The sequence below is a fragment of the Paracoccus seriniphilus genome, from assembly GCF_028553745.1.
In the GTDB taxonomy this organism is placed as follows: Bacteria; Pseudomonadota; Alphaproteobacteria; order Rhodobacterales; family Rhodobacteraceae; genus Paracoccus; species Paracoccus seriniphilus.
Genome location: NZ_CP067132.1, coordinates 68,555 through 87,385 on the forward strand (window position 1 = coordinate 68,555; position 18,831 = coordinate 87,385).

Annotated in this window: 16 protein-coding genes and 2 pseudogenes; 11 read left to right on the forward strand and 7 right to left on the reverse strand. The window is 62.2% G+C overall.

The window, feature by feature from the left end; all coding sequences use genetic code 11:
* Position 1 precedes the first annotated feature (1 nt).
* The 4 genes and pseudogenes from JHW44_RS18785 to tnpA all read left to right on the forward strand — a co-directional run.
* Positions 2-1,216 carry an HlyD family efflux transporter periplasmic adaptor subunit gene (locus JHW44_RS18785; protein WP_179217688.1) on the forward strand — a complete coding sequence of 405 codons (1,215 nt, stop codon included), beginning with the start codon at positions 2-4 and terminating at the stop codon, positions 1,214-1,216.
* The gene (locus tag JHW44_RS18790; RefSeq protein ID WP_089344043.1) at positions 1,213-2,385 is read left to right on the forward strand and encodes an FtsX-like permease family protein; all 1,173 of its coding nucleotides are present in this window, start codon (positions 1,213-1,215) and stop codon (positions 2,383-2,385) included. Before JHW44_RS18785 ends, JHW44_RS18790 begins: the two co-directional genes overlap by 4 nt.
* Before the next feature lie 13 nt (positions 2,386-2,398).
* Positions 2,399-3,106, forward strand: a complete 708-nt coding sequence (locus JHW44_RS18795) for an ATP-binding cassette domain-containing protein (protein WP_089344186.1) — start codon at positions 2,399-2,401, stop codon at positions 3,104-3,106.
* 181 nt (positions 3,107-3,287) lie between these two features.
* Positions 3,288-3,572 (forward strand): annotated as a pseudogene (gene tnpA / locus JHW44_RS20505) (IS66-like element accessory protein TnpA); the annotation flags it as partial.
* A 20-nt stretch (positions 3,573-3,592) separates the two neighbouring features.
* Here the strand turns inward: tnpA and JHW44_RS18805 are convergent.
* The 7 genes and pseudogenes from JHW44_RS18805 to JHW44_RS18835 form a co-directional block, all read right to left on the reverse strand.
* Positions 3,593-3,880: pseudogene (locus JHW44_RS18805) on the reverse strand (IS30 family transposase); the annotation flags it as partial.
* A gap of 378 nt (positions 3,881-4,258) precedes the next feature.
* Positions 4,259-5,377, reverse strand: coding sequence for an ABC transporter ATP-binding protein (locus tag JHW44_RS18810; RefSeq protein WP_089344044.1), 1,119 nt, complete (start codon positions 5,375-5,377; stop codon positions 4,259-4,261).
* A 57-nt stretch (positions 5,378-5,434) separates the two neighbouring features.
* Positions 5,435-6,649: an ABC transporter substrate-binding protein gene (locus tag JHW44_RS18815; RefSeq protein ID WP_089344045.1), complete on the reverse strand. Its 1,215-nt coding sequence runs from the start codon at positions 6,647-6,649 to the stop codon at positions 5,435-5,437.
* Positions 6,650-6,671: 22 nt separating this feature from the next.
* Positions 6,672-7,514: a carbohydrate ABC transporter permease gene (locus tag JHW44_RS18820; protein WP_089344046.1), complete on the reverse strand. Its 843-nt coding sequence runs from the start codon at positions 7,512-7,514 to the stop codon at positions 6,672-6,674.
* On the reverse strand, positions 7,514-8,395 hold the full coding sequence (locus JHW44_RS18825) for a carbohydrate ABC transporter permease (RefSeq protein ID WP_089344047.1): 882 nt from the start codon (positions 8,393-8,395) through the stop codon (positions 7,514-7,516). Before JHW44_RS18825 ends, JHW44_RS18820 begins: the two co-directional genes overlap by 1 nt.
* Positions 8,392-9,549: a Gfo/Idh/MocA family protein gene (locus JHW44_RS18830; RefSeq protein ID WP_089344187.1), complete on the reverse strand. Its 1,158-nt coding sequence runs from the start codon at positions 9,547-9,549 to the stop codon at positions 8,392-8,394. Before JHW44_RS18830 ends, JHW44_RS18825 begins: the two co-directional genes overlap by 4 nt.
* Entirely contained in the window at positions 9,546-10,274 is a 729-nt protein-coding gene (locus JHW44_RS18835) for a copper homeostasis protein CutC (RefSeq protein ID WP_089344048.1), read from the reverse strand. The genes JHW44_RS18830 and JHW44_RS18835 overlap by 4 nt, the downstream gene beginning before the upstream one ends.
* Before the next feature lie 151 nt (positions 10,275-10,425).
* Here JHW44_RS18835 and JHW44_RS18840 point away from each other — a divergent pair, with 151 nt between their 5' ends.
* Genes JHW44_RS18840 through JHW44_RS18870 form a run of 7 tightly spaced genes read left to right on the forward strand, consistent with a single transcriptional unit; the run spans position 10,426 to position 18,824 of the window.
* Positions 10,426-11,331: a transcriptional regulator gene (locus tag JHW44_RS18840; protein WP_089344049.1), complete on the forward strand. Its 906-nt coding sequence runs from the start codon at positions 10,426-10,428 to the stop codon at positions 11,329-11,331.
* Positions 11,270-12,349: an SIS domain-containing protein gene (locus JHW44_RS18845; RefSeq protein WP_089344050.1), complete on the forward strand. Its 1,080-nt coding sequence runs from the start codon at positions 11,270-11,272 to the stop codon at positions 12,347-12,349. Before JHW44_RS18840 ends, JHW44_RS18845 begins: the two co-directional genes overlap by 62 nt.
* Entirely contained in the window at positions 12,346-13,239 is an 894-nt protein-coding gene (locus JHW44_RS18850) for an ROK family protein (protein ID WP_179217689.1), read from the forward strand. Before JHW44_RS18845 ends, JHW44_RS18850 begins: the two co-directional genes overlap by 4 nt.
* Positions 13,236-14,492: a class II D-tagatose-bisphosphate aldolase non-catalytic subunit gene (locus JHW44_RS18855; protein ID WP_089344052.1), complete on the forward strand. Its 1,257-nt coding sequence runs from the start codon at positions 13,236-13,238 to the stop codon at positions 14,490-14,492. Before JHW44_RS18850 ends, JHW44_RS18855 begins: the two co-directional genes overlap by 4 nt.
* Positions 14,492-15,583 carry an N-acetylglucosamine-6-phosphate deacetylase gene (locus JHW44_RS18860; RefSeq protein WP_089344053.1) on the forward strand — a complete coding sequence of 364 codons (1,092 nt, stop codon included), beginning with the start codon at positions 14,492-14,494 and terminating at the stop codon, positions 15,581-15,583. The genes JHW44_RS18855 and JHW44_RS18860 overlap by 1 nt, the downstream gene beginning before the upstream one ends.
* Positions 15,580-17,472 (forward strand): beta-N-acetylhexosaminidase, encoded by a 1,893-nt coding sequence (locus JHW44_RS18865; protein ID WP_089344054.1) that lies wholly within the window; start codon positions 15,580-15,582, stop codon positions 17,470-17,472. Before JHW44_RS18860 ends, JHW44_RS18865 begins: the two co-directional genes overlap by 4 nt.
* Positions 17,469-18,824, forward strand: a complete 1,356-nt coding sequence (locus JHW44_RS18870) for a M81 family metallopeptidase (protein WP_089344055.1) — start codon at positions 17,469-17,471, stop codon at positions 18,822-18,824. The genes JHW44_RS18865 and JHW44_RS18870 overlap by 4 nt, the downstream gene beginning before the upstream one ends.
* Positions 18,825-18,831: the final 7 nt, after the last annotated feature.

The window sequence follows — 18,831 nt, forward strand, 5'->3', positions numbered from 1 at the left end:
AGTGAGCGACCAGAACACCCAGGGATTGCCGCTTGAAATTCCCCTTCAGGGGGAAGGGCGAAAGACAGGAGGACGAAGGTTTCGCAAGGCCTATCTGCTGGTTCTTCTGGTCCCGCTGTTGTTGTTCGCGGGTGCCGTGATCGGCATGTATTTCCAGCCGCCGGGCTTGCAGAAATTCTATGCGCTGACGGGATTGCAGCCCGGCGGGGGATCAAGCTCTCCGATTGCCCTGCCTCCGGAAATGGAACTGCCCCGGGACATGGTCGAGACGATGCGCAAGACCGATGTGCTGGGGTTGGCCCGGCTGATGCCGTTGGGTGATGTTTCGATCGTCGCCGCCCCCTATGGGGCGGGCGACGCCCGCGTGGCCGAGATCTTCGTGAGTGAAGGCGACAAGGTGGAAAAGGGCACCCCGGTCGCGCGGCTGGACAATTACGAGGTTCTGCAAAGCGCCGTATTGCTGGCCGAGGCCAATGTGGCCATCCATGAAGCAACGCTGATGCAGACCCGCGCCGCCGTGCTGAACAGCCGCAACGAGGCTCAGGCCGCACTGGATCAGGCGCTGAGCGCCGCCTCTGAAGCGCGGCTCGAGCTGGATCGCGCGCGCGAGTTGCATGCGCGCGGCGTGACCACCCGGGCCACGCTTGATACGCTGACAGCCGCTGAACAACAGGCGCAACTTGCGGTCACCAAGGCGCAGGCGACGCTTGCGCGTTTTGCCTCGGTCGATGTGGATCAACAGCCTGACGTGCAGGTTGCGTCGCGCAATCTGGATGCAATGAAGGCTGAATTGATCCGGGCGCAGCGCGATCTGGACCGCGCCGATGTGCTGGCGCCCGTGTCGGGAACGATCCTTGAGATCCACGCCACGCCCGGTCAACGCCCGCCATCCGAGGGCATCATGGAGATGGGGAACACCGATCAGATGATGGCCGAGGTCGAGATCTATCAGGACCGCATCATCCAGGTGAAACCCGGCCAGCCGGTCGAGCTTGTCGCAACGGCCTTGGGGCAGACCTTTCAGGGGCGGGTCAGTTTCGTCGGATTGACCGTGGGCCGCCAGGGGCTGGTGTCAGACGATGTGGCGGCAAATACCGATGCGCGGGTGATCCGGGTCATGGTCAGGCTGGACGAGGCATCATCCAGTCTGGCCGCTCGATTTACCAATCTGGAGGTCATTGCGCGCATCGACACTGACGCGGCATCCCAACCATGAAACGCTTTCTGCAAGCGCTGTTGGGAAGACTGCCGATTGGCTGGTTGCAGCTGATCCACAGCCGCCCGCGCTTTGCCGCGGCGCTGGCCGGGGTGGCTTTCGCCAACGTTCTGGTCTTCGTTCAACTGGGGATCATGAACTCGATGGGGACGGCGACGCTGAAACCCTATGGCTTCTTTGACGCCGATATCATGATCTCGGCCCCGGACGCGAATTCCATGACCGAAGGCGGAAATGTCGCGCGGCAATGGCTGCTGCAGGCACTGGCCGATCCCGATGTGATCTCCGGATCAGGTCTTTTCATTGGCAATGTCTCCTGGCAGCGTTCGGACAAGACGCTCAGCCTGACGACCTATGGTCTTGACCCCACCTTGCCCGAATATTTTGCGCCAGAGATTGCCGCGAAGATCGGCATCCTGCAGCTTCAGGGCGCTGCGCTGGTCGACCGCTTCAGCCGCGGCCTGCCGCAAGAGGTCGCGGCCGCGATCCGCCCTCAAACCCCGCTGGATTTCGAAAGCTCGGGCGAGACGCTGACGCTCTATGACACGTTTGCCGGGGGCGGGGGCTTTGGCGGGGACGGCTATATGATCCTCTCTGACCAGACATTTCTGTCGCTCTTCCCGGCGCGCAGTTCTTCGGCACCCGACCACATCCTGCTCAAGACTGCGCCGGGGACGGATCCCGATGTGGTTGCCGCACGTTTGCGCGAGTTGATTTCCGACAAGACATTGCGCATCCGCAGCTATGCCGCCGCAGGGCAAGAGGATCTGTCCTACCAACAGACCAAACGCCCCACCGGCATCATCTTCGGTTTTGGCGTGGTCATCGGCGTTCTGGTGGGCATCGTGATCGTCTATCAGGTGCTGTCGACCGATGTATCCGATCACATGCGCGAATATGCGACCTTCAAGGCGATGGGCTATGATCACATGTTCTTTCTGGGGATCATTCTGGAAGAGGCGCTGATCCTTGCGGTGTTCGGCTTTGTACCCGGCATCATTGTCGCGACGGCGATCCTTGCCGGAATGGCGGCGGCGACGACCTTGCCGCTGCAGATGACGCTTGCCATGGCAGTGATGGTCTTTGTCGGCACGCTGCTGGCCTGTGCCCTGTCGGGGGCGGTGGCGACGCGGCGTCTTGCGGCGGCCGATCCGGCGGATCTGTTCTGATATGGTGGCCGCTATGGATGATCCCATCGTTGCACGGGGACTGAACCATTGGTTCGGAAGCGGAGAGGCCCGCAAACAGGCGTTGTTCGATATCGATCTGACGGTCGCGCGGGGCAGCCTCACGGTTCTGATGGGGCCTTCCGGCTCGGGCAAGACAACGCTTCTGACCCTGTTGGGCTGTCTGCGCGACGTGCAGGAGGGTTCGGTTCGTCTGTTGGGGAATGAATTGCATGGCGCCACGAATGCGACGCTGATCGCCCTGCGACGCAGGCTAGGTTTCATCTTTCAGGCGCATAATCTGCATGAAAGCCTGACCGCGCGGCAGAATGTGATCATGGGGCTGGAGGTGCATGGCAAGATTCCCGCCGCGCTGGCCGAACAGGCCGCAAGCCATGTGTTGAAACTTGTCGGGCTGGGCGATCGTCTGGACTACCTGCCTGCGAATCTGTCAGGCGGGCAGAAACAACGTGTTGCGATTGCGCGGGCATTGGTTGGCAACCCGGATGTGATATTCGCCGATGAGCCGACCGCAGCGCTGGACAAGGAAACCGGCGCAAACGTGGTGGCCCTGATAAAGAGGCTGGGCCGCGAGCGCGGGACGACGACGCTGATGGTGACCCATGACAACCGCATTCTGGATCAGGCAGATCGTATCGTCACGATTGAGGATGGAAGGATCGTCAGCGACAGGAACAAGGGCGCGGGAACCGACGCGGGTTAGGATATCCGGTTTTCATCTCTTGCTGTGATCAGGCCGGGCGGGTCACCCGGAAATCGGCAGCAGGGCAGGGGGCAGTTGCGGAAGAACAGATCGGGAAAGGCGGCTTTTCGTGACGTCTCTTTGTAAGGCTCCGGCGGCGGCCGTCCGATCTCGGGATCGATCCGATGGTAAGTCCGGCCTTATGTCCGACTTTATTGACCGCCCCCAAATCGAAATTCTTTCAGCTTCCGATGGTGATCGCCGCCGGCATTGGTCAGATGATGATAAACTGCGCATTGTGGAGGAGAGCCTTATCGGCCACCGACAAGCGGCAGCCACAGCGCGGGGGCATGGCATTTGCCGGTCGCTCCTGACCACCTGGCGGCGGCAGTATCGAAACGGCGAGCTTGGGTCTTCTCGCCCTGTGTCGTTCGCGCCGGTGACCGTGGCAAAGGGAGCTCCCGCGTCGCAAGCAAATCCGGTTGATCCGTGTCCGCCTTCGGACTGTCAGGTTGAGATAACCCTGCCGATGCGCGGCGTGGAATTGAGGCGGTGGCAAATCGACCTCAAATATCGATTTGTCAGCGCCGTCGCTTCGGTCGAGCGGGGCAGCTACCTTCGCAGCCTGTTGTTGGTGTTCTCGACCGTGCCTTTCTGCCACGGCGCCTGGGGGTCACAAAACCAGCTGTCGGCGCGGTTCCCGTCCTTCAGCTTGCGCCAGGCCGAGAACTCGGTGCCGCGGTCGAAAGTGATCGACTGGCGCGCATCGGCGGGTAGCGGCGCGACCCGGCCGATCGGCAATCTCCGGCACAGGCATTTTCGCGTCATGTCATTGGTCGATCTTGCGACGCTCTTCGAATGTCAGGTGAGAGTAGTGGCTTCCCATTCAGAAATCTCCATGCAAACCTCTGTTTAGATACGGAATTTGCACTTCGTTCGTGAACCTGCTCGGCGCTCTGCTGATTAAACCTGTAATCAGAATTATGGAACATGACTCTATTGGGTGATCATATCAATGGAGCTAGCCACCGGTTTCAAGTTGATCACGACAGTCAGGGCACTGGCATCTCTGTCATGTGTCAGCAGGCATCAAGACGCATGAACCGGTCCTGACAAGCTGTTGTCAGGGCCGGTCTCAACATCCGGGGTGAAAGCTTCGCGGTCTCGGGGTGCTCAACTCAGCGCGGCAAGCACCTCGAGATCGACCTGACGCTCCAATGCGTTACCTTCTTGATCGAACAGATGCACCTTCGATGGCTCGAAGGAGACAGCTACCGTCTGACCCGAACGGATATTGGCGGCACCATCCGCGACCATGCAGAGCGACGTGCCATCCGGCGTGGCGCCATAGATCACCGATTGATTGCCCAGCCGTTCAATGACTTCGGGAATGAAGGATATCTGCGCCGGGCCCTGACCAAGCGCCATGTCGTCGGGCCGCAGCCCCAGAACCAGCGCATCGCCAGCCCGTATGGATCCCGGCGGCACCGGAACGGTCATGGTTCGTTCGCTGGCGGGCAATGTCACCGCAACGCCTTCGGGACCGCATGCCACGCAGGTCACGGGCAGGAAGTTCATGTTGGGATTTCCGATGAACCCGGCGACGAACTGGTTGCGCGGTTTGTGGAACAGTTCCAGCGGCGATCCGACCTGTTCGATGCGACCGGCGCGAAGCACCACGATCTTGTCGGCCATGGTCATCGCCTCGACCTGATCATGGGTGACATAGATCATCGTGTTTTTCAGTTTGCCATGCAGACGCGACAGTTCGACCCGCATTTCGGCACGCAGCGCGGCATCCAGATTGGACAGGGGTTCGTCAAACAGGAAGATTTGTGGCTCGCGCACGATGGCGCGTCCGATGGCCACGCGCTGACGTTGCCCGCCGGACAGTGCACCGGGACGGTGGTCCAGCCGGTCGCGCAACTGCAGGACGTCCGCCGCCTTGTGCACCAGTTCTTCGACCCGGGCCTGGGACATGCGGGCGACGCGCAGGGGAAAGGCGATATTCTCGAAGACGGTCATATGCGGATAGAGCGCATAGGACTGGAACACCATCGAGATGCCCCTTTTGACCGGGGCCAGATCATTCACGACCTGGCCGTCGATCTCGATCGTTCCCGAGGTCACTTCTTCAAGCCCCGCGATCATGCGCAGCATCGTGCTTTTGCCACATCCCGACGGGCCGACAAAGACCGCGAATTCGCCTTCATTGATCGTCAGGTCCGTCGGCCTGATGACATCTGCCGTGCCAAAGCGCTTGGTCACGCCGGTCAGCTTGAGTTGTCCCATGTGTTCTCCTGATGGATGGACGGGGCGGTTCCTGCCGCCCCGCTCCGACGTTCATGCTCAGTCGATCAGATCGTTCAGTTCGTCCGCCACTTCCTCGGCGGCTTCCTGCGGGGTCAGTTCGCCCAGAATGACACCTTGAATGCTCTCATTCATGACATCCTGCAGCGCGTTGTAGTCGACGACCTGGGGCTCCGGACCACCTTCTGCAACCGAGCCAAGGAAATAGGACCAGTTCGGGTCTTTTTCTGGCAAGGCGCGCGTCAGTTCGGTGTCGCGCACCGGCGTCCAGCCACCGACATCGTCAAATTCGGCCTGCCGCTCGGTAGCGGTCAGGTATTTGGCCAGAGACATCGCGGCCTCTTCCACGCCCGAGCCGGAGAAAACCGCAAGGCTGTCAGTGATCAGCAAGGTCGAATGGCCCTCGCCGCTGGGACCGGTGGGCACCCAGGTCACGCCGTAATTCGCATCGCCTGTGCGCGCACGAAAGCCAAAGCTCTGCTGCATCATCGCGATCTTGCCCTCGGCGAAAAGCGGTTCCAGCTTGCCACGGTCATAGGCGACCGGGCCTTCCTGCGCATAGGGGACCATATCGGCGTAAAATTGCAGCGTCTCGATGGTCTCGGGGCTGTTGAACACCACCTCGCCATCGGAATTGATGACCTCGCCGCCATTGGCGTACAGCCAGCTGAGGAACTGGTGCATGGTATTGTCGAAGGAGGCGGCGGCAATGCCCAGACCGCGTGCATCGGTCTTTTCGGTGATGGCCTTGGCGGCGGTCATCACGTCATCCCAGGTCTGTGGCCCGTCGGGCATATCCAGCCCGGCCTGTTCGAACAGATCCTTGTTGTAGAACAGCGCCCGGGTCGAAAAGGCCCGCGGCACGCCCCAGTACTGGCCATTGAAGCTGATCGTGCCAAGAACCGAGGGTTCATAGCTGGCGGCCTCTTCCTCGCTCAACTCGACCGGTTCGATCAGCCCGGCATCCGCCAGTTGCGGCAGGACACGGCTACCCAGATAGGCCAGAGCTGCCGGCGATCCGGCCGAGGCCAGCGTGATCGCCTTCTCCTGGCATTGTCCCCAGGGGACATATTCCATGTTGACCTTGAATTCGGGATTTTCCGCTTCCCAGGCCGCGACATGTTTTGCCTGCACGGCCGCTTCGGCGGCATCATTGCTGCCGCAGTTGATGAAATGCAGGTCTTCCTGTGCCGCTGCGCCCTGTGCCATGCAGGCCATGGCCGCGCCGGCAAGAAGGATTGTTCTGGTTTTCATGTCTTGCTCCTTGTTGGGTGATTTATTCCTTGACCGCACCGGCCGTCAGGCCTGCGACGATGTATCGTTGCAAAAAGATATACAGCAGCAGCACCGGCAGGATGCCCACAAGGCTGGCAGCCATCAACTGATTGTAGACCACCTGCTCACGTCCAAAGAACTGGTAGAGTCCCATGGCCAGCGGGTGGTAATCATCAATCGAATTGAAGGTCAGCGCGAACAGGAATTGTTGCGCATAGGCGGTGATGAAGACCGTGATCGACACCACCACGATGCCCGGTGCGGCGACCGGCAGGATCACCCGCCACAGGGTATACAGCCGCCCTGCACCATCGACGATGGCGGCCTCTTCCAGTTCCCTGGGAATACGCAGGAAGTAGCTGCGCATCAGGAAGATGCCGGTGGGCACTGAAAAGGCCGCGCCGGGAATGATCATCGACCAATAGGTGTTCAGCAGTCCCAATGTCAGCATCAGCTTGTAAAGCGGCACGATCAGCACGGCTGCCCCGATCATGTTGATCGCCAGGAATGTGGTCAGGATGCCATCACGGAATCGATATTCGAAACGTGACACCGAATAGGCCGCCGGAATGATGCACAGCAGCGCCAGCAGCGTCACCGCACATGACATGAAGAACGAGTTGAAGATATAGCGCGGCAATTTCGGCACGCTGCTCCACATCTCGATATAGGCATCAAAGGTCATATCCGGCGTATAGAATCGGTAGGGCGCGCGGAACACGGCATCCAGTGGACGCAGCGAAACCATGATGGCCTCGGCGAAGGGGGCAAGAATGAAGATCAGGAAGACCAGGATTCCTGCGTAAAGCCCCAGCTTTTCCCACCATTTGTATTTGTCGATCATCACTTGCCTCCGGCTTTGCGGCCAGCGCGGGCCATCAGCATCAGGTTCACGGCCGAAAACGCCGTGAGACACAGCAGGATCATCACCGCGCGCGCTGACCCCTCGCCAAAGCGGAACCGGCTGATCGCGGTCTTGTAGGTGTCGATGATCATGGTGGTGGTCGCGCCGCGCGGCCCGCCTTCGGTCAGGATCCAGATGATATCGAACGAGTTGAAGGTCCAGATGGCCGAGAGCAGCCCCATGGTAAAGATCGAGGGTGCCAGAAGCGGCAGGGTGATCCGGCGAAAGCGGTAGAACCGGCTGGCCCCGTCGACCCAGGCGGCTTCATGCAGCTCACGCGGGATCGATTGCATTGCTGCCAGAAGATACAGGGCCACCAGCGGCGTGCCGACCCAGACATCTGTCACGATTGTCGCAAGGAAGGCCGAATTCTTGTGGGCAAGAAACTCGAAGGGACCCGAAAGCAGGCCGATCTTCTGGGCCACGCCCGAGATCATCCCGAACTGGCCGTTATACATCCATGACCACATGAACACCCCGATCGCGATCGGCACGATCCAGGGCGGCATGATCAGGATCCGGAACAGATTGCGCCCCGGCAGCGCGGCATTCAGCAGCACCGCGCCGATCGTGCCCACGATCAGCTTCAGCGCGACCCCGACAAGCATCCATGCAAAGGTGCGCCGGATGACCTCGAAGAAATCATCCTCGAAGATTTCGACATAATTCTTGAGGCCGATATATTCCTCGCCCGGACGCAGCGAGGCATTGGTCAGCGACAGTCGAAATGTCTCGAACAACGGCCATGCCACGATGGTCAGGGTCAGCAGCAGCGCCGGCAGCAGCAGAAGATAGGGAAAGAAGTCGAAACGCCGGGTCATGCCGGCACCCTTGCGGCCAGCGCCTCGTCCAGTTGCGCCCAGATCGGTGACAGATCGACCACGCGGGTTTCGGCCATCGCCTGATCCATGGCCATGGCGGTTAATCCGGCTTCCAGCGCATCCAGGCAGCTCAGCGGCAGGCGGGCAAGCTCGTGCCGCATATAGGCCACCACATCGCGCACCATCGCCCGATCGGCACCGTAATGCCCCTGGCTCGATGTCTCGGCATCGGTGACAGACGCAAGATCGCATATGGTCTTGCCACTGTCCGACAGGGTCACGCGAAAGTTGTTGCGGATGAAGTCACCCTCGGCCATGCCGTCGCGCCCGATCACGGCAAAGCGGCGGAACTCGTCCGGCACGTTCAGATTGGTGTGAAAGGCCATGGTTGCGCCATTTTCATATTGCACAAGCGCGGTCTGGTAGTCGACGATATCGCCCTGCCCGGAAAAGGCGTCATCCGTGCCACCCCAGCGCGGGCTCATTCGCGTCAGATAGTCTGGGTTGCCGGCGGGGCGATGCCGAGGCAGGTATTTCTTGCGTCCGCCGAAGCTGGCCACATGGCTGGGACGGGCGCCGACCACACCTTGATAAAGATCGATGTCGTGGCAGCATTTTTCCAGCATGAAGCCGCCTGACAGTGCCCGGTCGCGCCGCCAGTCGCGCATGAAGAAACTGCCGTGATAGGGCGCGATATGCTCCGAGGCCTCGATCGACATGATCTCGCCCAGATGACCATCCGCCTGCGCCTGCTGCAAGGCGCGGTACAGCGGCGAATAGCGCAGCACCAGTCCCACCATCAAGCGGCGCATTCCGTCATGCTCGGCAATCAGCCGCGCCAGTTCCAGCGATTGCTCGACCGAGATGACCAGCGGCTTCTCGACAAAAATGTAGGGTGTGTCGGATTGCAGCGCGAGGCGCAGATGATCCAGATGCAGGTGATTGGGCGATCCGATCATCAGCATGTCGAACGGTCCTGCCGCCAGCATTCGGGACGCATCCTCATATCGGGCGGGCATCGCGCCGGGAAAGGCCGACATGCGTGCATCCGAGGGATCGGCAACCGCGGAAAATTGCAGATCCGGATCAGCGCCTGCAAATTCGGGCAGCAATGCCGCGATCCGCGCCCCCAGCCCGATAATCCCTACCTTCATCTCGCCGCGCTCCAATCTGCCATGGTTTTCTTCAGTTCCCTGATCCTGTCGGGGGATGTGATGCGGCGCGTCTCGATGCCGATGCCACGACAATCCTGTTGTTCCGCATCCGCGATGCTGCAAGAGGCATGCAGCGCATCGACCCCTGCCCCCAGCAACTGCCCGGCGGATTCTGCGCCAATCCCGCCACCAGCCATGACCTCGATGCGCCCCGCAGCGTGATTGCACAGCGCCGCGATGCGCGAGACACCTTCCGGGGCCGATGGGGCACCCCCCGATGTCAGAACCCGCGCCACGCCCAGCTCGATGGCAAGATCAAGGGCTGCAAATTGATCGCGGCACAGGTCGAAGGCGCGATGAAGGGTAACCTGCATGTTCCCGGCTGCGGCGATCAGTTCGGACAGCGCCGCGGCATCCAGCTTGCGATCTGGCGACATGACGCCAATGACGATCCCGGCCAGCCCCGCATCGTTGGCCGCCAGAATATCGCCCAGCATCGCCTCCATCCCGCCCTCGCGCAGGACAAAGTCCCCGGCTGCGGGCCGGATCATCGCATGACAGGGAACCTGGGCAAGTGCCGCCTGCCGCATCAGCCCCATGGAGGGAGTCAGCCCCCCCAGCGCCAGCGCCGAGCAGAGTTCGATCCGATCCGCACCCCCGGCAACCGCAAGGGATAGCCCGTCGGCACTGTCGACGCATATTTCAAGCTGCTGAGAGTGACGCATCGTCTCCGCCGTGATCCGATTCCTTGAAACTTTAGCAAAGCAAAACTCAAACGCAAGGAATTTTATGTGAACTAAAGCAGTTGCGTTGGTTTGTTTATTTTGCCACAATGATTCCATAGCGTGCATTTAGGTTGACTAAGGTTTTGCGCATATGCCTTCCAGCACCCCACCAGCAGACCTGGTCGCCGCCATTTCCGAACGGCGTGCCACCCTCAGCCCCAAACTGGCAGGGATTGCCGCCTATGCATTGCAGAATCCCGAAGCCTTCATTCGCAAGACCAGCCGGGAAATCTGTGCCGAACTGCAGACCTCAGAGCCGACTCTGATCCGCTTTTGCCAGGTCTTCGGCTATGCGGGCCTGTCGGATTTTCGCATCGACCTTGCGCTGGGGCTGGCGGGCAGCCGGCAGGGATTTGTCGAACCTCTGGCCGGTGACCGAAGGCTGGCCAATGCCGAGGCCAAACAGGCCATTGCCCGACGCGCGGCGCAGCTTGTCAGGGATGACCGCAGCCTGCTGGTCGACAATGGTTCTACCGCCGAGATATTTGCCGCCGCGTTGCGCGACGCACCGGCGATGACGATCATGACGACGGGGATCTGGGTGGCCCAGAATGCCCTGGCCCATGGCCAGCACACGGTGATGCTGACGGGGGGGCGGATTCGCAGCAATGCCATGTCGATGACCGGGCGCATGGTCGAAACCAGCATCGGCCAGATGCATTTCGACACTTTCGTCATGGGCGCCGCCTCGATCGATGCGGATCACGGGTTGTCCACCTTTCAGGAGGATGAGGCCCATAACACCCGCTTCATGCTGGGGGCGGCCCGCCGGGTCATCGTTCTGGCCGACAGCACCAAGTTTCACAAACCAAGCCTGCACCGCATCTGCGGGATGTCCCGGGTCGATATTCTTGTGACCGACCTGCCTGCGGATGATCCGCGATATTCCGCGCTTGAGGCTCAGGGAACCACGATCATAACCACCAGGACATCAGATGACTTCAACGCCGACACTGCCCGAGACCGCGACCTGGGCCGAGATTCACGCCCAGCCTGACATCTGGGCGGCATGGGCTGACAGCCTTGCGACACAAAGCCGCGAGATCCGCGACTGGATTGCCGCGCGCGGCATCGACACGGTCTGGCTGGTCGGTGCGGGAACCTCGGCCTTCATCGGCGGGATCATTGCCGCGGGCCGATCCGATCTGCGCTTTGAAGATCGCGCCAGCACCGATATCGTATCCTGCCCGCAGGATTGCCTGACCGCCTCGGGCCGGATTCTGGTGGTCCAGTTCGGACGTTCGGGCAGCAGCTCGGAATCGATCGGTGTGATGGAGTTGCTGGACAAGCATCGGCCCGATATCGATCGTCTGCACATCACCTGCAATCCCGATGGCGCGCTGGCGACGCGCCCGGCCCCCGGCCCCGGGCAGATGCGGGTTCTGACCCTGCCCGAAGCCACGCATGATCGCGGCTTTGCCATGACATCCAGCTTCACGACGATGTTGCTCTCGGCGCTGGCATGTCTGACCGATTTCGACCCCGCACTGCTTCCACGGCTTGCCGAAGAGGCGCGCGGCCTGATCGGATCTTTGGCTGGGGATACATGTGCCCCGCGCCCGGAACGGGCGGTATTCCTTGGTTCGGGTGCGCTGCGCTCGATGGCGCGGGAAAGCGCGCTCAAGGTTCTGGAGCTGACCGCAGGACGGACAGTGACGCAATGGGACAGCCCGCTTGGCTATCGCCACGGACCCAAGGCGGCAGTCAACGGCCAGACCGAGGTCTATGTCAGCCTGCACCCCGATCCCCAGACGGCGCGCTATGATCTGGATGTCGCCGAGGAAATCCGCAGCCAGTTTCCGCATGTTCGCGTCACGACCATCGGACGTGGTGGTGATATCGCGGTGACCGGAACCGGGGATGCGCGGGTGGATGCGGTCCTGCATGTGCTGCCGGCCCAGATCCGCGCGGCGCAATGGTCAGCGGAACTGGGGCTGCCGGTCGATGATCCCTTCCAGGGCCGCAATCTCAGCCGGGTGGTCTCTGGCGTCACATTGTATGACTGGCAACAATGATCTGTGGTGGCATAGACCTTGGCGGCACCAAGATAGAGGCCCGGCTCTTTGACGGGCCCGGTGCCGAAACGGTGGATCTGCGCCGCATCCCGACGCCCCTTGGCAGCTATGAGGAGATGCTGGTGGGGCTGGAATCCCAGATCGCATGGCTATGTGAGCGCGCCGGCCAGCCCGAACTGCCGATCGGCATTGCGGCACCCGGCATCATCGACCCCGACAGCGGGATCATGTTTACGGCCAATCTGCCGGCATCCGGCCATTCCATTCGCCACAGCCTGATCCGACGCATCGGCCGCGACTGCCCGGTGGTCAATGATTGCATGGCCTTCGCCCTGTCCGAGGCACGCGGCGGTGCCGGTGCGGGCGCGACCAGCGTCATGGGGCTGATTCTGGGCACCGGGGTTGGCGGCGGCTATTGCGTTGACGGGGCCTTTCCCCATCGCCATGGCGGGCTGGCCATCGAGATCGGACATATCGCCCTGCCCGCTTCGGCTCTGGCGCGTCACCAACTGCCGCTGTGGCGCTGCGGCTGCGGTCGCATGGGCTGCATGGAGACCGCCGTGTCGGGCACCGGGCTGAGCAATATCGCCCGACATGTGCTGGGCGAACGCCTCGACGGCCCGGAACTGGTGGCCCGTGATGCGCAACAGGTCTTTGACATCTGGGCCGATATTGCCGGGGAATGCCTGCTGACAATTCAATTGATGCTGGACCCCGACTGCATCGTGCTGGGTGGCGGCCTGTCCAATCTGCCCGATGTCGTCCCGCGTCTGGAACAGGGTCTTGCGCGTCATGCGCTGGCCAATACCCGAAGACCAAAGCTCGTCTGCGCGCAACATGGCGACAGCTCGGGCACAAGAGGAGCCGCCTTGCTGGCGATGAACCAATGACAGCTTTAGACAAGATCATCCGTGCCAATCGCACCCAGAATGGCGCTGCCCTGCCCTCGGTCTGTTCGGCCCATCCAGATGTCCTGACGGCGGCACTGCTGCTGGCCGAAGAACTGGACCGGCCCCTGCTTGTCGAGGCGACATCAAATCAGGTCAATCATCAGGGCGGCTATACCGGCATGACTCCGGCAGATTTCATTGCCGCGCTGCGCCGCCGTGCCACGACCTTGGGAACCGATCCGGACAGGCTGATGTTCGGTGGCGATCATCTTGGCCCGCAAGCCTGGAAAGACCAGCCGCCCGAAAATGCCATGCGCGAGGCGCGCAGCATGATCTCTGCCTATGTCGAGGCGGGATTCACCAAGATCCATCTGGATTGTTCCGAGGGTTGCGCCGGCGAACCGGCGACACTGACCGATGCCCCCGCCGCGGCGCGGGCAGCCGAACTGGCCGGCGTGGCCGAGGCGGCCGCGGCTGATCCCTCACAGCTGCGCTATATCATCGGCACCGAAGTGCCGCCCCCCGGAGGCGCTCGCCATGACGATGAAGGCATCGCTCCGACGCCGCCGGAACGCGCCAACGCGACTCTGATTGCCCATCGTGAGGCATTTGCGGAAGCGGGCCAACAGGCGGCATTCGACCGGGTGCGTGGCCTGGTGGTCCAGCCGGGGCTGGAATTCGCACCGGCGCATGTGGACCGTTTCGACATCTCTGCGCCCGATCATCTGTCTGCGGTTCTCGAGCCATGGCCCGACCTGTGCTTCGAGGCCCATTCGACCGACTATCAATATCCGCAGGTCTTCGAGGAACTGGCGCGGCGCAATTTCGCCATTCTCAAGGTCGGACCGGCCCTGACCTTCGCATGGCGCGAGGCGTTGTATGCGCTGTCACATATCGACCAATGGCTGAACGGCGGCAATCATATCTCGGAGCTTGCCGAGAGCGTGATGACGCAATCCGACGGCTATTGGAAAAGCCATTATCACGGCAGCTCGGACCATCAGCGCCTGATGCGTCATTTCGGCCTGGCCGATCGGATCCGCTATTACTGGGCGCGTCCGGATCTTTCGACCGCGGTGCAGCAACTGCGTGACCGCCTCAACGCCGCCCGACCACCGATGCCACTTGTGACACAGTATCTTGCCGAGGAAACCGTCGCGCGGGCCGAGGCGCTGCCTCTCGACTTTGCAGGGTCACTGTTGGTCGCGCATGTGCAACGGGCCCTGCTGCCCTATTACGGAAAGAGCTGCTGATGTTGTTGGCAACCGACGCGCTGTGGCGCGATGGCGCATTGCTTCGGAACATGGGGCTGGAAATCACCGCAGGGCGGGTCAGCGATATTCGCCCTCTGGGAACCGACACCCCGGATCTGCATGCGGCTCTGGTCGCGCCGCTGTTCACCGACCTGCAGGTGAATGGGGGCGGCGGGGTCATGGTGAACGGCCAGCCGAATGCTGACGGGCTGCGGGCCATTGCGGCGGCGCATCGGCGCTGCGGCACCGGCACGATCCTGCCCACCGTCATCACCGACAGCCATGACGTGATCGAAGCCGCTGCCGAGGCCGCGCTTGAAACCCGGGGTGAGCCGGGGCTTGCGGGGCTTCATATCGAAGGCCCCCATATCGCTCCCGAGCGGCGCGGAACCCATGATGCCAGCAAGATCCGTCCGCTGGACGAGAAAACCGTCATCCTGGTGGAGCGCCTGCGCGGGGCCGGGCTGCCGGTCATGATCACACTGGCCCCCGAACTGGCGGATCCCGCACTGCTGGACCGTCTGGTGGCCAGCAAGGCAGTGGTGTCAGCGGGTCATACCAAGGCAACGGCCGAGGAAACCCGCGCCGCGCTGAAGCGCGGGCTGTCCTGTTTCACGCATCTTTACAATGCCATGCCGCCGATGACCTCGCGCGAACCCGGTGTGCTGGGGGCGGCGCTGAACTCGCATGCCCATGCGGGGATCATTGTCGACGGCATCCATGTCAGCTGGGACATGGTGCGCATTGCCCTGCGTGCCCGCCCTGCCCCCGGCCTGACCTTCGCTGTCTCGGATGCCATGGCCACGGTTGGCGGGCCGGATCACTTCACGCTTTACGGCCAGACGATCACGGTGCGCGACAATGCCCTGATCAATGCCGAGGGATCCCTGGCGGGGGCCCATATCGACCTTGTCCGGACCCTGGCCAATCTGGTGCGCCATGTGGGTCTGCCTTTGTCTGAGGCGCTGGCCATGGTCAGTGACACGCCCCGCAAGGTCATCGGGCTGCCCGCGCCTGCGCTGCACATCGGCTGCGCCCTGACTGATCTGAACATTCTGACCGAGGAATTCGACACATTGGATATCGCATGAGCCTGCATCTGACGCAAAGCTGGTCCTCTGCGCCGCATGGCACGAAGGGCAGCTTTCATTTCCGCCTTGGCAATCTTGGCACCACTCCGGTGAATGTCGCGCGCTTCTGCTACACCTCGCTGGGGCGCATCGACGAAACCTCTGTCGTCACGGGCGGCAAAGTGGCGCGCAATTTCGGCAGCTATGTCGAAATCATTCCTGATCGGGCCATCTTGCCGGCACTGGGCGTCTGGGAACTGCGGCTTTCCGGGTTGATCTATGGGGCCGCAAACCGCAGCCAGGGGATCATCACCGCCTGGGTCGAAACTGACAGCGGCGATATTCTGACCGTAACCATAGAGGATCTTCTGACCGAAGATGTCCTGCCACGCGGCGCAGGAAAGATCTGGCCCGAAGGTCATGCGGAAAGTCCGCTTGGCCTGCTGCCCTGGCCAGCCGAGGCCCGTATTGACGGCTGGTGCGAAATCCTGCCGCGCCTCTATCCCACTCCGACCAGCGATCCGCGTCCCTTCCTGCAGGTTGCCCGGCTTCATGCCCGCCTGTTTCCGACCGCCCCGACCGTCATGGGGCTGCAACCCGCAACTGGAGGAACGGCGGTTGAACTGCGGCAGGATGATACCATCCCCGCCGAGGGCTATCGCCTGACATTCGGCGACCGGATCATCCTGACCCATGGCTGCGACGACGGTCGACGCCACGGATTGATCGCATTGGCGCAGATGGCCCATGCTGCCGGCACCGATCCACGGTATCGCTTTCCCGCGTCGGGCGAGATTTCTGATGCGCCGCGCTTTGGATGGCGCGGTCTGATGTTCGATGTGGCCCGGAATTTCTTTCCGGTGTCTGTCAACCTGCGCCTGATGGATATCATGGCATGGCTGCGGATGAACCGGCTGCATTGGCATCTGACCGATGATGAGGGCTGGCGGATTCCGTCGAAAGCCTATCCTGAACTGGGCACCATTGGCGCAACCCGGGCGCGCGGCGCGCCGATGCCGCCGCAATATGGTGACGGGCCGAACGGGCAAAGCGGCGCCTATAGCGCCAATGACATCGCAACCGTGCTGAAACATGGTCGCGACCTGGGAATCTTCGTCATGCCCGAGGTCGAGATGCCGGGCCATGCGGCCTCATTGCTGGCCTCGGTCCCCGGCCTGCGCGATCCTGACGAGCCCGAATGCAGCTATCGCTCGGTTCAGGGCTTCACGAATAATGCGCTGAATCCCGGCATCGCCAAATCTTATGAGGTTGCCGAAACTCTGTTGGACGAGGCCCGCGCGCTGTTTCCCGGTGACATCATTCATGTTGGCGCCGATGAAGTGGACATTTCGGCATGGGCGCAATCTCCGGCAGCGCAGGATTTTGCCCGGAAACACGGGCTGACCACCACGCATGAACTGCAGGCGCATTTTCTGCGTCACGTGCAGGCACATCTGAAGGCAAAGGGCCGCCGGATCGGTGTCTGGGACGAAGCTGCGGAAGGTGGCGGGATCGCCGCCGACAGCGCGGTGATGTTTGCCTGGCGCACCAAGGAAAAGACCGCCGAACTGATCGAGAAGGGCTATGACGTCGTGGCGACACCCGGGCAGGCCTATTATCTCGACATGGTCGAATCCGAGGGCTGGGATGCGCGCGGCATCTCTTGGGCCGGTGTGTCTACGCCCGAGGCCAGCTATGCCCATGAAGTCAGTGATGGCCTGCCTGATGGCCCCGGACGGCTGCTGGGTGTGCAGGCGGCGATCTGGTGCGAATATCTGCATGATGTCGAACGCATCAATGCCATCGCCTTTCCCCGGCTTGCTGCGGTGGCCGAGTCAGCCTGGACCCCGCCTGCAGAAAAATCCGCGCCGCGCTTCTTTGCGCTCTCGCGGCTGGTGCCGCAGCTATGAAGCGGATCGCGATCGGCGGGCTGCACACCGAATGCTCCAGCTATTCGCCGCTGGAGCAGGTCGCGGCGGATTTTACCCGGACCGAGGGCGAGGCGCTGACACGCTCGGTCCCCTTTGATTTTTCCGGTCACGGGCTGATCGCTCTGCCGCTGTTCCATGATCGCGCGGTTCCGGGCGGACCTGTTGCGGTCGAGACATTCGCCGCAATGCGTGATGAATTCATGCAGCGTCTGCGCGCCGCAATGCCGCTGGACGGGGTCTTGCTGCTGATGCATGGGGCGATGTTCGTGCCGGGGATCGAAGACCCCGAGGGCGAGTTCATCACCGAGATACGGAACATCGTTGGTCCTGATGCGATCATCTCGGCGGCCTTTGACCTGCATGGCCAGATCACCCGGAAGATCTGCGACGGGCTGGATGCCTTCGCGGCCTTTCGCACCGCACCCCATATCGACACCCCCGAAACATGGGCGCGCGCTGCCGGGATGCTGGCCGATGCGCTGAACACGGGCACACGACCCGCCGTCTATCGTGAAGCCGTGCCGATTCTCGTCTCGGGGGAAATGTCTTCGACCTTCGTCGCCCCCTGCGACCGGCTTTATGCCGCCTTGCCAGAGTTCGACCGTCAGCCCGGGATCTGCGATTCCAATCTGATGATCGGCTATGTCTGGGCCGACAGCCCCCGCGCGACCGCCGCCGCAGTGGTGACAGCAACGGATCCGCAGGCCGGGCGCAGGGTGGCCGCAAGGATTGCGGCCTCTTATCGTGCCGCGCGGGACGAGCTGGTCTTTGACAATGAGGCCGCCCCGCTGGAAGAGGCATTGGATCTTGTCGCCGGGCAGCCCGCCATCCTTGCCGACAGCGGCGACAACCCGACCGCTGGCGGGGTCGGGGACCGCGCCGACGTTCTGGCAGCCTTGCAGGGACGTGATCTTGGCCCGGTTCTGGTCGCGGGCATTGCGGATCCTGCCATTCATCGCCAACTGACCGAGGGCGCAACCGAGGTCGCTCTGGGCGGTGGACTGGGTGGCGGCGGACCAAGGGTCACGCTGAAGGTCCATGACTGCAGACTGGTGGATGACTGCGCCGTCATGACCTGCCATGACCTTGCAATCGTCGTGACCCGACGGCGGCGCCCTTTCCACAATCTTGATGACTTCACCGCCTTGGGCCTGTCCCTCGACGGATTCTCGCTGCTGGTGGTCAAATCGGGCTATCTCTCGCCCGATTTGCGTGCCCTGCCGCGTCGGCAGGTCATGGCATTGACAGAGGGAGCAGTCTGCCAGCACCTGTCCCGCTTGCCGAACCTGCACCGCCCGGCTGGTACATGGCCCTTCACGGATCCCGCCTGAGAAGGCG

Excerpts from the sequence above, each read along its gene's own strand:
- JHW44_RS18790 (WP_089344043.1), top strand. The coding sequence starts at position 1,213 with ATGAAACGCTTTCTGCAAGCGCTGTTGGGAAGACTGCCGATTGGCTGG.
- JHW44_RS18795 (WP_089344186.1), top strand. The coding sequence starts at position 2,399 with ATGGATGATCCCATCGTTGCACGGGGACTGAACCATTGGTTCGGAAGC.
- JHW44_RS18810 (WP_089344044.1), bottom strand. The coding sequence starts at position 5,377 with ATGGGACAACTCAAGCTGACCGGCGTGACCAAGCGCTTTGGCACGGCA.
- JHW44_RS18815 (WP_089344045.1), bottom strand. The coding sequence starts at position 6,649 with ATGAAAACCAGAACAATCCTTCTTGCCGGCGCGGCCATGGCCTGCATG.
- JHW44_RS18820 (WP_089344046.1), bottom strand. The coding sequence starts at position 7,514 with ATGATCGACAAATACAAATGGTGGGAAAAGCTGGGGCTTTACGCAGGA.
- JHW44_RS18825 (WP_089344047.1), bottom strand. The coding sequence starts at position 8,395 with ATGACCCGGCGTTTCGACTTCTTTCCCTATCTTCTGCTGCTGCCGGCG.
- JHW44_RS18830 (WP_089344187.1), bottom strand. The coding sequence starts at position 9,549 with ATGAAGGTAGGGATTATCGGGCTGGGGGCGCGGATCGCGGCATTGCTG.
- JHW44_RS18835 (WP_089344048.1), bottom strand. The coding sequence starts at position 10,274 with ATGCGTCACTCTCAGCAGCTTGAAATATGCGTCGACAGTGCCGACGGG.
- JHW44_RS18840 (WP_089344049.1), top strand. The coding sequence starts at position 10,426 with ATGCCTTCCAGCACCCCACCAGCAGACCTGGTCGCCGCCATTTCCGAA.
- JHW44_RS18845 (WP_089344050.1), top strand. The coding sequence starts at position 11,270 with ATGACTTCAACGCCGACACTGCCCGAGACCGCGACCTGGGCCGAGATT.
- JHW44_RS18850 (WP_179217689.1), top strand. The coding sequence starts at position 12,346 with ATGATCTGTGGTGGCATAGACCTTGGCGGCACCAAGATAGAGGCCCGG.
- JHW44_RS18855 (WP_089344052.1), top strand. The coding sequence starts at position 13,236 with ATGACAGCTTTAGACAAGATCATCCGTGCCAATCGCACCCAGAATGGC.
- JHW44_RS18860 (WP_089344053.1), top strand. The coding sequence starts at position 14,492 with ATGTTGTTGGCAACCGACGCGCTGTGGCGCGATGGCGCATTGCTTCGG.
- JHW44_RS18865 (WP_089344054.1), top strand. The coding sequence starts at position 15,580 with ATGAGCCTGCATCTGACGCAAAGCTGGTCCTCTGCGCCGCATGGCACG.
- JHW44_RS18870 (WP_089344055.1), top strand. The coding sequence starts at position 17,469 with ATGAAGCGGATCGCGATCGGCGGGCTGCACACCGAATGCTCCAGCTAT.